This window comes from Marinobacter sp. MBR-105 (assembly GCF_053628895.1).
Genome location: NZ_JBRJHG010000001.1, coordinates 224,882 through 240,768, shown reverse-complemented (window position 1 = coordinate 240,768; position 15,887 = coordinate 224,882). Strand labels below are relative to the sequence as shown.

At 47.4% G+C, this 15,887-nt stretch carries 13 protein-coding genes; all 13 read left to right on the top strand.

The annotated features are described in order from the left end of the window. Window positions 1–58 precede the first annotated feature (58 nt). The 13 genes from ACSSVV_RS01120 (at window position 59) to ACSSVV_RS01060 (ending at window position 15,858) form a co-directional block, all read left to right on the top strand. Complete coding sequence (locus ACSSVV_RS01120; RefSeq protein WP_426373971.1) at window positions 59–1,048, top strand: glycosyltransferase family protein; 990 nt, start codon at window positions 59–61, stop codon at window positions 1,046–1,048. A gap of 63 nt (window positions 1,049–1,111) precedes the next feature. After that, window positions 1,112–2,599, top strand: coding sequence for a hypothetical protein (locus tag ACSSVV_RS01115; RefSeq protein WP_454105410.1), 1,488 nt, complete (start codon window positions 1,112–1,114; stop codon window positions 2,597–2,599). A gap of 255 nt (window positions 2,600–2,854) precedes the next feature. Beyond that, entirely contained in the window at window positions 2,855–3,007 is a 153-nt protein-coding gene (locus ACSSVV_RS01110) for a hypothetical protein (protein ID WP_454105409.1), read from the top strand. A 390-nt stretch (window positions 3,008–3,397) separates the two neighbouring features. Continuing rightward, complete coding sequence (locus tag ACSSVV_RS01105) at window positions 3,398–4,666, top strand: glycosyltransferase (RefSeq protein ID WP_454105408.1); 1,269 nt, start codon at window positions 3,398–3,400, stop codon at window positions 4,664–4,666. A gap of 142 nt (window positions 4,667–4,808) precedes the next feature. Next, window positions 4,809–5,726 carry a glycosyltransferase gene (locus ACSSVV_RS01100; protein ID WP_454105407.1) on the top strand — a complete coding sequence of 306 codons (918 nt, stop codon included), beginning with the start codon at window positions 4,809–4,811 and terminating at the stop codon, window positions 5,724–5,726. After that, on the top strand, window positions 5,719–6,846 hold the full coding sequence (locus tag ACSSVV_RS01095) for a glycosyltransferase (RefSeq protein ID WP_454105406.1): 1,128 nt from the start codon (window positions 5,719–5,721) through the stop codon (window positions 6,844–6,846). Before ACSSVV_RS01100 ends, ACSSVV_RS01095 begins: the two co-directional genes overlap by 8 nt. Window positions 6,847–6,852: 6 nt before the next feature. Then, window positions 6,853–7,893, top strand: a complete 1,041-nt coding sequence (locus ACSSVV_RS01090; protein WP_454105405.1) for a polysaccharide deacetylase family protein — start codon at window positions 6,853–6,855, stop codon at window positions 7,891–7,893. Further along, on the top strand, window positions 7,883–9,256 hold the full coding sequence (locus ACSSVV_RS01085; protein WP_454105404.1) for an O-antigen ligase family protein: 1,374 nt from the start codon (window positions 7,883–7,885) through the stop codon (window positions 9,254–9,256). The genes ACSSVV_RS01090 and ACSSVV_RS01085 overlap by 11 nt, the downstream gene beginning before the upstream one ends. Window positions 9,257–9,355: 99 nt before the next feature. After that, window positions 9,356–10,486: a glycosyltransferase family 4 protein gene (locus tag ACSSVV_RS01080; protein ID WP_426373963.1), complete on the top strand. Its 1,131-nt coding sequence runs from the start codon at window positions 9,356–9,358 to the stop codon at window positions 10,484–10,486. Continuing rightward, entirely contained in the window at window positions 10,483–11,997 is a 1,515-nt protein-coding gene (locus tag ACSSVV_RS01075; RefSeq protein WP_454105403.1) for an oligosaccharide flippase family protein, read from the top strand. The genes ACSSVV_RS01080 and ACSSVV_RS01075 overlap by 4 nt, the downstream gene beginning before the upstream one ends. Window positions 11,998–12,000: 3 nt before the next feature. Next, complete coding sequence (asnB, locus tag ACSSVV_RS01070) at window positions 12,001–13,932, top strand: asparagine synthase (glutamine-hydrolyzing) (protein ID WP_454105402.1); 1,932 nt, start codon at window positions 12,001–12,003, stop codon at window positions 13,930–13,932. After that, window positions 13,925–14,998: a hypothetical protein gene (locus ACSSVV_RS01065; RefSeq protein WP_454105401.1), complete on the top strand. Its 1,074-nt coding sequence runs from the start codon at window positions 13,925–13,927 to the stop codon at window positions 14,996–14,998. The genes asnB and ACSSVV_RS01065 overlap by 8 nt, the downstream gene beginning before the upstream one ends. After that, complete coding sequence (locus ACSSVV_RS01060; protein ID WP_426373959.1) at window positions 14,977–15,858, top strand: glycosyltransferase; 882 nt, start codon at window positions 14,977–14,979, stop codon at window positions 15,856–15,858. The genes ACSSVV_RS01065 and ACSSVV_RS01060 overlap by 22 nt, the downstream gene beginning before the upstream one ends. Window positions 15,859–15,887 lie beyond the last annotated feature (29 nt).

Here is a 15,887-nt window from a genome sequence, read left to right as displayed (position 1 = left end):
TTATATTAAGATTACAATGATTTTATTTTAAGCAATAATTTATGAGTTGATACAAATAATGAAGAATATATGGATAACTTGGGAAGATCATCGGCGCTCACGAGAGTTGGCAGAGTCTTTTGATGCAGAATATATCTTTGTAAAATCTCCAAAAAACCGATTGGCAAAATATATTTATTCAACTGTTCTTACATTATATCTGATCGCTCGAAAGAGGCCTGATAATGTTTTTTGTCAGAACCCGTCGGTAATGCTTGCCTATGTTGTTGTTTTAATGAAAAAATTCTTTCGCTATAAAGCAATTGTTGATAGGCATTCAAATTTTAAGATTGATAAATTGGATGATGGAAGCCTTAAATGGAGAATTTTTCACTACTTGAGCAACTACTCGTTGTCTAATGCAGATATTACAATAGTGACAAATGACTACGCAAAAGATTATATTTCATCATTAGCGAGAAGCGTTGCCATTTTACCGGACCGAATTCCAAGGATCGAATGTAAGGCTTGCTCTGAAAAGTTTGAAGTTGATGTCGCCGAGAAAAAAAAGGTTCTTTTTGTTACTACATTTGATGATGATGAGCCAATAAATGAGATGCTAGAAGCGGCGAAAAGCTTAGATTCGGTTAGCGTTTATCTTACCGGAAACTACAAAAAAAAGTTTTCTGAATCTGAGGTAATTGAGTTCAAAAGACATGACATAATTTTCACAGGATTTGTTCCAAATTCGGTTTATGAAACGTTGCTTTGTGAGTCGGATTTGGTGGTTGTTCTTACTGACAAAGATCTAATTTTGAATTGTGGTGCTTACGAAGCTTTATCGCTAAATAAGCCGTTAATACTAAGCAATACCAAAACCCTCAAGTCCTACTTTGGAGGTCCAGGAATAATTTATGTAAATAATTCTAGATTGGATATCTTGGGCGGTATAAACGAAGCATTGTCTTCTTTGGATGTCATGAAAAGTAATATAGTGGAGCGAAGAAAAGAGATTGATAAAGATTGGCAGTCCAAGAAAGATGATCTGATGAGTCTTATTCATCATTAGTATGGTTCTATATAAAGAATTTTTGACTATAGATAATTGTGATAAAGCTTCCGGACTAAAGCAATGAGCCTCTACTATAATTATTCAACCACGATAGGAGGATTCGAAATGGCTAGTTCGGTATCAAAACGTGTGAGTGCTCTAGTTGCTGGGCTAACTGTAATTTCTCTTGGATGCCTTGGAACTGCCGTCTACGCGGCGCCAAGTATCGGTTCAGTTGTAGCTGAGAGAGTATCAGATGACGTCTTTCGCGTCAGGGTTCAAGGGGCGGGCTTCACTGAGAAAACAGATGGCAACCCGGTTCTCTACGATCATGTTGATGTCACTTGGGAGAACGGTAAACCAAATTTTCATCAGTCCCAGTTTAAAGATGGCCAGGTGGTGCAAAGACAGGACTCAGATCCGAATACGATTTGGGCGAAGCCTTCACTTCCTAACGATGACAATACGGGGATGTTGGTAGTTAAGTCGAAAGCACACCGGACATCCAACGGCGTTGCTCATTATTTCGGTAAAGGTGGTGATAATTACCTCGGATGGCCGATGGCGAGTGGGGGAGAAACTATAAATTACAGTTCCCGCAGTATGTATGCTTCATTTTGGATAAAACTCCCGTACGACATGGCTCGTTACTATGCTATTCCGGGTTCTCGAGAGTCATACCGGTTTATAGACGGAGGTGATGGCAGTTATGGGGAGGGTATAAAGATATCAGGACTCGACGGTACAGGAAAAATCATACGCTACAAGTCCGACTTAGGTAATCAAGAATACGGCTGGCTGTTTTTTGAGCCGCCCGAAGGTGTCAGCACGCGCGACATGCTAGGCCAGCAAATAGTTGGCTTGGAGTCAGGTGCATCTACCATATTCCCGTCATCGCCATCGAATAATAAGTTTGATGATTTTGGATATATACCGCCTAGGGGCAAGTATGCAAGATTCTGGAGTGACTCAAGCGGAAAAGGGTATGGCTTCGCTTTAGGTAATATCAGCTGGGCCGGTCATGGATTGTCGTTGTGGTCTAATGAGTACGGGAGCGTCTCTGCAGAACCCGGACGATGGAATCTGGTTGAAGTTGAGATTAGCTTGGGAAATAGTGAAGGAACGATTCCTCCGCGGCTAGCGGTATACATGAACGGCCAAACTTTCGTAAGGTCTGATGATAAATGGGAGCAAGAAATTTTAAATGTCAATTTTGATGATAGTTCAGGGCTAACAATTGCTCTTTTGGGGATTAATGACTTTATGTCCGTTCCCTTTTCCGTTGAGGTTGACGATATATACTTAGATAAATCTTTGCATCGCGTAAAAATTTGTAACGTTAGTGATTACACTCTTTATCGTCAAGGCAAAGGTACTTGCGAAGTTCAAAGAACAACTCGCTGGACTGATACTGAAGTAGTTTTTGAAAAGTATCTTGGTGCTTTGGATAGTAATGACAATTATTATATTTATATTTTTGATAAACTTGGTCATTTCAATCAGAAGGGCGTATTAATTGGGGCCAAAAACGTTCCGCCTAGCCCAATTGAAAGCATTGAAATTAATTGATTAGAGTATGGTAGGCGAGTGTATCCAACCCCGCGGCGCTCTAGGAAATGACGGAACTTGAGGGGCGTGGCTTCGCACGGCAACCGGTCCAAGTTCCGGTCGGCGGACTTACGCATAGATACGATCTCTTACGGGGCATCTTCCATAGCCGGGTCGCTGAGGTATCAGCACAACTGCATGCAGTGAACGCGGAGCATCGTAGGCAGCGGTTAATGGTGGGCTACCTTTTACCCGACCTGTTTCCCGGGGATCAGCTTGTCCATCCGTTCCAAAAAAAATCTTGCAGCGGGTTTTGCGTTTCTTGGTCTGGTACTGGACTTCGGAGAAGATGGTCTGATCCATGGCGCCACTGAATTCTATGCGGTTGACAGTGGCCGTGTTATTCCTGATTTTGAGATTTATTCATAGTTTTCCTAGACTCGATTGCGTCGATAGGAAATAACGCAGACCAAGAAACGCTTCAGAACATATATTTATCAGAAATTTATATGAATAATACTATTCAGTGGATTGTTATCAGTGACGTACAGAATTATGAAGCTCTTAGTTACTATGAAATACAGCGTTTAGTCGGCTGGAACGAGAATCCAACTTAGCTCTCTGTAGACTTTTGGGTATAGGATCGTACATTTTACCTTTATCTTTACGTATTTGATGAAAATGGTAGACCAAGCCAGGAACGCTTTGCGTTGTGTGAAAGTTTCGATTGCCCTTCGCGACGTAATTTTATTAATTTGTAGGTAAACTGAGTTGTAATCTTCCCGCCTTTCGACGCATATTCGTTCAGGAGAACTTGAAATGATAAATAAATTAAAGCGGGAGTTGTTTAACCTCGCTCGCGAATCAGATCTCGCCGGTTGGCTATTTCTGGTTCGTATGATCTGGAGTCGTGTTGCTAGCGTTTCGCGGGCGGGAGGTAGTTTCAGGCTTAATCAGCTTGCGGGCACTTTAGGTTACTTTCCTGGGAACCGCCGCCATAAACGTCAGCTATCTGAAGCGCTGGATATTGCCTGCTCAGTCAATCGGTCTGTTAAGGAAGCGAAACCAGTATCGCTTAGTTACTGCGCGGTATTGAAGCCCTTTATCTCGGAGTCTGAAAAGGGCATATTGTTGGTTTCGTTCGAGAACCAGTTGGCGAAGTTGCTCGACTCCGGTCGTATTGATGACGTTCTTGCTCGCTATCATCTGGTTTTTATCCCTTCTTGGAGTGGTCTGTACTCTAAAGAATTATTCAGATTAGTCGCTGCTGCAGGCCAAGAACCTGTTTTCGTCTTGCCAGTTCATAGTCATGAGCGAGAGTTGGTTACGACGCTTGGTAGTAATTGCCATTCGCTTCCGTTTAACGCAGCCAGTTGGGTTAATTCTGATTTTTTTGAAAGGCCGGCTCAAGAAAGAGATATTGATTGCCTGATGGTTGCCAACTTCGCCAGTTTCAAAAGGCACTGGCTGTTATTCAAGGCATTAAAGGAGTTGCCCGAGGATATTCGGGTAACATGTGTTGGCGTTCCTTTGGGTTCCCGAACAGCCGAGAGCATCCGCCAGGAGGCAGCGGAATACGGAGTATTAGGTCAGGTAACAATTGTCGAGGATCCTAGCCAGGAGGAACTGAGGCGATATTTTCGAAGGGCAAAAATGTTTTGCGCAATGTCTTACCGCGAAGGCTCGTTTATTGCTGTTGCGGAGTCTTTGATGTCTGGCACGCCTGTTCTCATGTTTCGCAAGGCACATATCGGTACAAAGAGTCTCATCAATGAAAGGACTGGCGCGCTGGTGAAGTCTGTCAGAGAGTTGCGGAAGAAAATATTGGAGTACAGGAACTTTGAAGGGCACGATCAGGTTCGTCAGATTGCTATAGAGAATATCAGTGGACAGGCTAATTCTCGTAAACTTAACAGCATGCTCCGGGACTGGTCAAACAGCAATGGCAAGGCCTGGTCGGTTGGCGTAGAACCATTCTACAGTCAGCGACTGGACTTTTATTACTTTAGTGATGAAAGCTGTGATCGTCTCGTAAACGACTATAAGTATCTGTCTGAGCTAGGTATTGGATTTCCGAGTCACTCCTGACGCCATTCAATTGGCGCACTTTGTCTATACATCGTTTGCAGAGTGGTTCAGGTTGTATCAGAATGTAACTTTGGGTCATTGACTACTTGGTATCAATTGAGCTTCTATCAGTTTGCGACCTACGAACATCAAGGTATTTTCCATGGATCAGGATTCGCTTCCCGTAGTTTCGGTTATAACTCCATCATTCAACCGAGTTGATTTGCTCCCCGCCACGTTAGATTCTGTACTTTCTCAAAGTTACCGGCAGTTTGAGTACATAGTCGTTGACGACGGGTCTACCGATGGAACTTGGGAGTGGCTCAACCGCATCGACGATCCGCGAGTGAAGGTCTTCACTCATACAGATAGGAAGAACCGCGGGCAGTCAGCGTCAATCAATCTAGGATTACGCCATGCCAGTGGGCGATATGTTGTAATCCTTGACAGCGATGACCTTCTTGCCCAAGGAGCGCTTGCAGGCCACGTTGAAGTGCTGGATAACAATCCGTCGGTTGGTATGGTTTATGGTCAGGGGTACGCTGTTGACGAGGGGGCGGCGAGGCTCTATCAGCTTTTTCCCTCGACCCATCAGGAGGAAAGTGACCCCAATCGACTTTTACTCGATTGCTACATAGTGTCCCCCGGGCTTTGCATGTTCCGAAAAAACGTGATTTCCAAGGTTGGACAACTAGAAGAGACCTTTAGGGCGGCTCAGGATCACGACTTTGTGCTGCGGATCGCAGAGGTATCCCAGATCGCATATTCCGGCGTTGAATGTTTTTATTACAGAAAGCACGGTGGAACGATTAGCGCAAATGGAAAGCTGACTCGCTGGCAGAATGGATTCAAAATCCTTGAGCGGGCGGCGGCTCGGTATCCATATCCACGTTCTACGCTGCGGAGGCGCCGAGCCGTATTGTATTTCCGATTAGGGCAGGTTTACTTTGAAAAACGGATGTACGTAAAGGCAATTTTCTCCTTCCTGACTTGTTCACTATTGGACCCAAGAAGAGCGATCGATGTAGGGCTAAAAGGTGCTAAGCGCCCCGAGATGAGCGTTTCGACTATTCATGAGTAGCTCTACGCCACCAACACCTATTCTATTTGTAATTGATTTTTTTCGTAATCCCCATGCTGGCACGGAAGGGCAGTTATACCAATTAATCACTGGGCTTGATAGGCGACGGTTTGAACCAACTCTTCTAGTGTTCAAGCCCTCCGAATACCTAGATTCGGCCGAGTTCCCGTGTGCGGTGAAGGTGCTTGGGCATAGTCGTTTGCTATCTATTAAAACTTGGTTAAGTTTGTGGGTGGCTGCCAAGAAATTCCGTTCGGAAGGAGGTCGGGTAGCCCATGTTTTTTTTAATGATCCATCGGTAATCTGTCCTCCGGTTTTCGGAATGCTGGGCATCCAAACCATTATCTCCCGCCGGGACATGGGTTATTGGTACACACGAAAATATCTGGCGATGTTGAATCTTAGTGGACGATTTGCTGCTTTGGCTATCACTAATAGCCAAGCGGTGAGGAAAGTTACTGTCGAACATGAGCCATTTGATCTGACAAGCACTCATGTGATTTATAACGGCTATGTATTTGAGGAGAGGCAGCCGGAGATACCTGTTGATCTAAAGGAATTGCGTCGGATGTATCCAGAAGCAGTATTTGCCGTAATCGTTGCTAACATCCGGCCTATAAAACGGTTGGAAGACGCAGTGCGAGCTTTGGGGGCGTTGCCAGGGGAAATTCCGGCTTTACATCTGGTCATTATTGGAGATGGAGATCCAAAGGCACTCAAGGCGACATCAAAAGAGCTGGGCGTTGAGGGGCGCGTTCACTTTTTGGGAGCGAGGCGTGATGTAAAGGAGTGTCTTACCGGGCTTGATATAGGCTTGTTATGTTCCGATTCCGAAGGTTTTTCTAATTCATTGGTGGAGTATATGCAGGCTGGCTTAGCGGTTGTATGCAGCGCGGTGGGAGGTAACCCGGAAGCGATAACTCACGGAGAAACCGGGCTTTTGTATACGTGTGGTAATTTGGATGAATTGGCTATTTGCCTTGAAAAACTGGTAACGGATGGTGAACTCCGTGAACGTTTAGGGAAAAATGCGAAATCTACCGCAAGACAACGCTTCAGTATGGAAACGATGGTTCAGCAGCATCAGGAACTTTATGACTCCCTGCTGAACAAGGAGTAATGCAGTATGGGCTTGTTCTCCAAAACCATTCGCACGCTGGGACCTTGGGGTGGTTATCAATTAGCCAGACAGATCTGCCGGAAGCAGCCACGCATTTTAATGTATCACCGGTTCTCCAATCCGCCAGTTAAAGATTGGGCAAGCCCAAAGTACTTTGAGCAGCAGGTTCGACACATCAAGGAGAACTATAACTCCTTTTCCTTGGTGGGCTTGATGCAATACAAACGTGAGCATGGGCACATGCCACGTCACGCCGTTGTCATCACTGTTGATGACGGATATCGCGATTTCTATCATTATGCGTACCCAATCCTCAGAAAATATCAGGTTCCCGCTACACTGTTTGTTACCACCGGCTTTATAGACCGTAGACTCTGGCTGTGGCCAGACAAGATTACTTGGCTCTTGAGCCAGGTCGATCGTATTCCGGAAGCAATAAAGATTGGCTCTTTTCGGAGTGGAGCTGGAGAAGTTGATTTCGAAACTCGTCCGTTATACTGGAAACAATGGATCCATCACGCACTGTCCTTACCTGACGTTGAAAAGCATTTTTTTATTGACCAGCTTGCTTCTGGGCTAGGAAAAACTTTCCCTGATTCCATTCCCCCTGAATTCGAACCAGTGAACTGGCTTGAGCTTTCAGAAATGCAGGATAATGGCATTGAGATTGGCGGACACACTGTTACTCATCCGTCGCTTGGGCGAGTAACCAAATCTCAGGCGAGAGAGGAGATATTTGGTTGCCGAGACGCCTTGAATGCTAGACTGGGAGGTCGATGTCGAACGTTTTGCTATCCAAATGGGCAGCCCTCCGATTTCCGGGATTTTTTGCCAGGCCTTGTCCAAGAAGCAGGGTTTCTTGGTGCTGTAACTGCCTTTCCGGATGCATTCGGAACCCGTGAGCCTATGCTCATGCGACGCCATGTTAGTGGTGATGACATGTTTCAGTTTTTCAAGTCTGTTTCTGGCGTCGAATTAATAGGGTTGAGGCTTCGGAAAGAAGTTCGTATGGGGTTGAGTGGTGCGGTGTCTGGTTATGCCGGGTAAGGTGGTAACTACACCGCAGCAGGCAAAAGTATCTGATCAGGTGGTCAGCTCCTTTACGTTTGTCTTTTTTCTATATTTTACTTTGGATTTTTTCCTTCGCTTTTCAGTTCGGATACCAGGCTATTCAAGTCTCCGCCCTACATTGGTGGCTGTGGTTGTTCTGGCGCTATCTCTATTCTTACAGCGTGAAAAACTGGTTGAGAAGTTTCAGCATCCTATTTTCAAGCCTATATTTGTCTTGCTTGCCTACATAGTGATAAGCCTGCCTCTTGTGGAGTGGCCAGGTAGCGTTATCCGGAATAACTTGGATCCTTTTGTTAAAGCTATTGTCTTTTTATTTTTTACTGCGCTGATTGTAGATACTCGTAAAAGGCTGGTCTGGTTTATTGTTATATTCGTTTTTTGTCAGGTAGTTCGGGTACTTGAGCCGCTATATTTGAATTTGACCCAGGGATACTGGGGTAGCTCAACCTATTTAAGTACCAACGAGTTTGCTAACCGACTTGCCGGCGCTCCGACTGATGTGATCAATCCTAACGAGCTCGGGTTTGTGATCGTTACGGTAATTCCGTTTTTACACTATCTCCTATGGACCGGAAGGTGGAGGCTTAAAGTTTTTTACCTGGTTTTGATGCCGTTATTGTTATATGCCCTGATTTTGACTATGTCGCGTGGTGCGTTTCTTGCTTTGATGGTCGTCAGCTTTTTTATTTTCAAGGAATCACGACACAAGACTGCTCTTGTTGGAGTGGCCGTAATGGCGATTGTGACAGCGTTTTCCGTAATGACGCCCGTCCAGAAGGAACGCTATCTTTCGATTATTGACCGTGATGTTGAAGGCGGCGCATCCGCCGAAGGTCGTATTCAAGGGATGATCCAGGAGTTCCGGCTTGGGCTGAGTCGGCCTGTTGTGGGGCATGGACTTGGCACAACGGGTGAGGCGAAAGCACATAAACTGGGTCGACGCCAGGCAAGTCACAATCTATATGCTGAGCTGTTAATTGAGATCGGGTTTATCGGGTTTGCAATATTCATGGTCTTTTTATTTCGTGCCTTCAGGCAGCTGAAATGTCTTCAAATAGAGTTTGGCCGAACCGCTAGGACAAAAGTTTCCTTCTATGAAAACCTTAATAAAGTACTTATCTGTTTGTTTTGGATGTACGCAGTCTACAGCATTAACTATTGGGGTTTGTCTCAGTACTACTGGTACTTGTTCGGCGGTCTGACTATCGCATTGGGCCGTTTAGCGATGTTACAAAAGTCGATCCCTATGAGAGAGGCTGGTGCCATTGAAGAAATCAGTGAAAATGGGCGTTTCACTCTAGCAGAAAAACTTCGTAATGGTCGGCACTATTTCAGCTGATGTGATGCTAGATTATGAAAGACTTCATGAAATTACGGACTATTACAGTGTGAACGTACCACACCAGCACTGAATTTTGTTTTATAAAAGGATTTATTGATGAGAGTTTTAGTTTTTGCCAGGCATCCGAGCGGTGGAATTAGGACGTATTTTTCTTATGTATATGGCGATAAATCTCTGCGAGATAACAGCTTTAACCTAGTAACACCTGAGTCCGAGGCGCTTCGAACACTTGTAGGGCCATTAGCTAATGTTAAAGTATCTGCTCAGCCTTCTGATAACCTGGTTATGTTATTCCTCGCGCTCTTGAAACAGGTGGTAAAGGTCAGGCCGGCAATAGTCCACTCCCACGGGTTTACAGCGGGACTGATTGCGGCTTTGCCGCTTCGTATACTCCGTATACCTCATGTCATAACGACTCACGATGTATTTATGCCGGGACAGTTCCAAGGTCTGGTGGGAAAGTTGAAGAAACGGATAATGGCTAGCCTGTTCTCCTTAGCAGATGTCATAAATCCGGTGGGTGAGGACGCGGCTTTGAATTTTATAGATACCTTTCCCATTTTGGGTTCCCGCGGACGCGTGAAGGAGATTCGGAATGGAATTAAAGCTGAGGCTTTTATAGGGAATAGTGTCAGGAATCTCCGCAACGAGGCCGGTATTCCTCCCGATGCTCTTGTTATCGGTTTTTTTGGGCGGTTCATGGCTCAAAAGGGGTTTGGCCTATTGGTCAATGCTGTCGAGAGTTTGAATCGCGAGGGTATTGGAAAGCCAGTTCACGTATGCTGTTTTGGTTGGGGTGGGTTTATTAGAGAGGAGCAGGCCGACATTCGGTCCCGGGATTTGGAGCCATTCTTCCATTTCTTCCCAGCGACAGATTTGATGTCGGAGGCCATACGAGGTGTAGATGTCGTTGTGATGCCGTCAAAATGGGAGGCGTGCCCGCTTTTACCGATGGAAGTGATGGTATCTGGTCGACCATTCATTGCATCCAACTGTATCGGAATGAAGGAAGTGGTCGCCGATTCTCCTGCACTCGTATTCGAGGTCGGATCACTGGACGGACTTCTTGATAAGATCCGCTTATTTGTAGCGGATCAGAACTTCTTTCAGCTTGAGTCGGATAGATTCAGACAAGAAGCCGCTTCGAGATTTGATGTCAGCCAAACCGCAGGTGAATTGGCGCACCTTTATAAAGGGGTTTTGATGAAGCCGGAGTCCGATAGGTGATTCGGACTTTATTGGTCAATACCGGCTCAAATATCTTGGTGATGATCGTTAAATTGGTCATTACTTTCATTATGACCCCAATATTTGTCCATAATCTGGGCGAATACGATTACGGCCTTTGGGAAATGATCGGAGCGGTTATCGGCTACATGGGTATACTTGATCTTGGCCTTCGCCCCGCTATCAGCCGTTATGCCGCCAAGCATCTGGCAGAGAGAGATGAAACCGCGCTTCAGGCTGTATACATGTCGGCGCTTGTCTTCATGGCCCTGGTTGGTTTGCTACTGTTTTTGTTCTTTTTCTCCTGGGGATATTGGTTCGGGGGGGCGTTGGCGCCCGAGGGTGCGCCTCATCAAAAGTACCAGTTATTTTTGATAATTATTGGCGCTTATCTATTGATTGCCTTCCCCGGGTATGTGGCAGAAAGTTACCTTGAGGGTTTTCAGAAGTACTACCTGAAAAACAACATTACTATCGTGAATTCCGTAATCGGAGGTGTTTTGTTGTATACCCTGATTACACCGGAAAATGGGTTGGTGCTTCTCGCGGGTATTAATGCGATCGGTCTTACTGTGAAGTATCTGCTGTTTATGTGGATTCTTTCGCGCCCAGCCTACGGTGCCATTCGCGCCCAGTGGAAGACGTTTTCTTGGACGAGGCTGAAGGAGCTTATCGTCTTCGGCTTTAAGTCGTTTGTTCAGGGTATAGCAACACGTGTTGAGAATGCGACAGACGTTCTGGTCATCGGCTTAATTCTGGGACCGGCAGCTGTGCCATTCTACAGTATACCCGCAAACCTGACGCAGCATATACGAGGTTTGGGATGGACGTTAACCCATGCCTTTATGCCTTTGTTTAGTGGCCTCAGTGCTAAGGATGAGTATGAGACAATTCGGCAAGTTTTTCTTATTTCATCCCGTTACGTCGTCTGTGTGCTTTTTGCTATGGGGACCGGCGCTTTACTACTTGGCGCGCCATTTATTTCAGTTTGGCTAGGCCCCGAGTTTGGTGAAAAAGCTAAGTGGCTCATCTTGTTTCTGGTCTTTTTTACGATATTGCCATTCATAAATCCTTTTGCCAGCCGTTACCTTACGGCCATTAATAAGCATGGAATTTTTGCTCGCCTTACGCCATTGGCGGCATTGCTTAATATCGGACTTAGCCTTGTGCTTGTCTATCCATTTGGGCTTGAGGGCGTTGCCTTTGCCTCTGTCGTCCCGGGATTGATTTTTGTGCCTCTGTATCTTCGGTATACCTGTCGGCATTTGGACTTGCCGGTTAGGCAATATCTGCGGGCGTCTGTGCTGCCGGGGGTTGCGCCGGCCGGTTTTATGGCTTTGATTATCCTGGGACTCGGCGAATATCTGGTATACGACTCATATGGTCATATTTTGCTAGGCGCTATATTGGGAAGTGTGGGTTGGTTAGCGGCCTTTTGGTTGCTGGTGTTGAATCGGGAAGAGCGAGACTACGTGGGCGCTCGATTGACTCGCATTGCAGGAAGGAACTAATCCATGTGCGGTTTTGCAGGATTCGTAAACAGGGATGTGGGTCGAGGGCCCGAAACGACGCTGGAACGTATGGGTGAGGCTATCATTCACCGGGGCCCAGACGACGCCGGTGTTTGGTTTAGGGCCGAGCTTGGTGTTGGTCTGGTGCACAGGCGGCTGGCCATTCAGGATCTGTCACCGGCGGGTGCGCAGCCGATGGCGTCAGCGAGCGGGCGCTTTGTTATTGCCTTCAATGGGGAAATCTATAACTTTCGGCAGCTGCGAGCAGAGCTTGAAAAGGAGGGATGCACCTTTCGGGGCCACTCAGACACGGAAGTGATGCTCCACGCAATTGAGCGTTGGGGGTTGGAAGAGAGTCTACCGAAGTTTTCGGGAATGTTTGCTTTTGCGCTGGTGGATCTGAAAAGCCGGGATCTGATTCTGGCCCGAGACCGAATGGGTGAAAAGCCACTGTATTATGGATGGCAAGGCAACACTCTGTTATTTGGTTCGGAGCTCAAGGCGCTTCGGGTACATCCTGCATGGCAAGGCGGTGTAGAGCCTGGGGCGCTGGCGCTGTTGCTCCGGCACAACGTGATACCAGCACCGATCAGTATTCACAGAGGAATTTTAAAACTACCGCCTGCCTCACTGGTTCGTTTTCCTCTTGATGGATCCTCACCGGCTACGTTACCGGAACCGCAGCGCTACTGGTGCCTTGAGGATTGCTTTACAGAGAGCCGGGCGCCGGAAAGCTTTGAGGCTGCCAGTGACCAGTTGGAGGCTTTACTCGGGAACGTGATCGAAGACCAGATGGTATCGGACGTCCCTTTAGGTGCTTTTCTCTCCGGCGGTATCGACTCTTCCACCGTGGTTGCACTTATGCAAGCCCGTGCAAGCCAGAACGTGAGAACGTTCAGTATTGGCTTTGATGAGCCGGGCTTTAATGAGGCAGAGCATGCTGCACAGGTTGCCCATCATCTGGGAACCGAACACACGGAGTTGTACGTAACTCCCGAGGATGCGCTTGACCTCGTGCCACGGTTGCCAGATCTATACGACGAGCCTTTCGCGGATTCCTCGCAGCTGCCTACTTTTCTTGTCAGCGAGATGACCCGAAAACATGTCACGGTGGCGCTGTCTGGCGACGGCGGCGATGAGCTTTTTTGCGGTTACTCCCGATATCCGTCGGTTCATAAACGTTGGCAGGTGCGAAACGGTGTTGGCGGTGCTGCCCGACGTTTGCTCACTCGTTTGCCAGAGGGCCCAACTGCGCATGTTATTCGGTCACTAATACCTTCGCAGCGTGGGCGCTCGGCTCTGGCGATTCGCCATCGACTGAAAGCGGAGCGAGCGTTGGCCTCGGCCGCCAGTCTCTCGGAATTCTACCGCCAATCGGTGTCTTTCTGGACCGAGCCAGAATGTTTCCTGAGCAATGTTAATGAGCCGCTCTACGGTTTGAGCGGGAATCTTCCGAATGTCATTCCTCAAGACAGCCTTAAAACTCTCATGTGGCGCGATCTGAATTGGTACCTGCCAGATGACATTCTGGTTAAGGTGGATAGGGCGGCCATGGCTTGCAGCCTTGAGACCCGGATACCGATGTTGGATCCCAACGTAGTTGCCTTCGCGCTATCTTTGCCGTTGAGCTATAACCTGAAAGGCGGCATTGGCAAACAGGTACTGCGAAGTGTGCTCTACCGACATGTGCCTCAGTCGATGGTTGACAGGCCGAAACAGGGTTTTGCAGTGCCGGTGGGACAATGGCTTAGGGGTCCATTACGTCCTTGGGCCGAGTCTTTGTTGCAGCCCTCGGTGTTCGATAAGCAAGATTACCTTGATCGTTTGGTCGTTCATGCCTATTGGCAAGAACATCTGAAAGGACGGGAAGATTATTCCGCAGAATTATGGGGCATTCTGATGTTTCTTGCCTGGCTGGAGCGTACCGGTGGTTGAGATTAAACCCTACGAGGAGCACCGACACAGGGAGCAGGTACTCAATCTTTTCTCTGATGTAGCGTTCAAGCGTGATATCTGGGATTACCAGTTTCTGGATAATCCCGGGGCTCGGGCTCGGGGCTTTGCCCCCGTGGTGGCAGAAGAAGAAGGCTCCGTTGTCGGGTTCAATGCTGTGGTTCCCGTGTCCATATTGTGGGAGGGCAGGCCTACTTCTGCGATGTGGAGCTGCGATTTCAAGGTTAACCAAGGCCTGCGAGGAAAGGGCATTGGTAGGCTGATCAAGGTGGAGCTTGCGCAGCGTTCCCCCATTCTAATGTCGTTTGGTATCAGTCCTGTGGCCGCCATTGTTCTGGAGCGGATGGGATGGCAAGCCAATAACGAGGTGCATTTTCTCAGGCGAATTCGAGAGCCCCGTTCATTCCGTGACTGGGCATTGATGGTTTTTCAATTCGGGACAAAGTTGATAACCCGCAGAACACCTCCAATGGCGGATTCCATATCGGTAACAAAGCAGCTTCCGGCCAAAGATGAGATCGACGCGCTGTGGAATTCGATAGCAAAAGGCTACGACAAGGCAGTAGTGCGGAATTGGAGCTATCTGGATTGGCGATATCAGCAACATCCGTTTGCAAATTATCAGTTTATAGAATTGAGAGACCGAGGCCGCACTCTGAAAGCTCTTGGAGTGGTACGAGAGTATGGTAGACAGGTGCGCCTGGTGGATTACCTCGGGCCGGCCAAATCGAAGGGGATAAAAGCAGCGGTTATTGAAGCAATACTCAGTAATTGGCCTGGTGCGTCGTCTTATTCCGCAATGACATCTGATCTGGAATTAAAGCAAGTAATGAAAGCTGCCGGTTTCTATCAGGGGCGCGAGCAACCCAGGTTTTTTGTGTGGGCCTCCCCGGAAAGTGAGTCTGTAGCCGAGACCCAGCAGTGCATACAAGGTTGGTTCATCATGGGGGGGGATTCCGATGGTGAATTACTGCAGTCTGCTCGAGAAAACTGGAACGAAAAAGATACGAACAAGGAAGGCGGCGAATGTCGGTTGAAAACCCTTTAGTCACTATTATCACTCCGACATACAACCGTTCGGAATTCATCCTGGAAGCAGTTGAGAGTGTCATAAAACAGAGTTATCCGCACTTTGAGTTCCTCATCGTTGATGATGGCTCAACGGACAACACGGTCGAGTTGCTTCAGCCCTATCTCAAGGACGAGAGAGTACGTTTGTTCCAACAGGAAAACCGGGGGCAAAGTGTGGCCAGGAATGTTGCTCTTGCAGAGGCGGCTGGGGAGTTTATCTGTTTTCTGGATTCCGATAATTACTGGCCCCTGGATAAACTGGAAAACCAGATTCGTATTTTTGAAAAGCATCCGGAAGTGGATGTGCTCTACGGCGATAATGTGATTATCAATGAGCAGGGTAAGGAAATCAGCCGGAAAAACATGTCCCGCTATTCCGGCCGAATTGCAGCCAGAATGATTCAGGATAACTGCGTTGCGATGAATACGACCATGGCCAGGCGGCGCTGCTTCGAAGAAATGGGCGGTATGAGTGGTAAGCGAAGAGTGGCGGACGACTATGACCTCTGGCTGCGGTTTTCTGCCCGGTATGAATTCCGATATGAACCGGAATACTGGGCCTGGTACCGTGTGATGGAAGATCAGATTTCTTCAGATAAAACCCAACGCTTTAAAGTTAACGAAGCCATTATTCACGATTTCCGGCGTGAGTATCCCGAGGCGCTGAGTACCAGGGATTTTGATAAAGGATTTGCTCATTTCTATATCCGGAAGGGCCGCTACCTCGGAGCAACTGGCGAGAAGGCCGCCGGTCTAAAGGAGATTGTGAAAGCACTCAAGTACGCGCCTGCGGAGTCGAATGTCTGGCGCGCACTCTTTGCGGTAGCGCTGAAATAACAACAATGCTGAACAAGACAGGGAAGTAA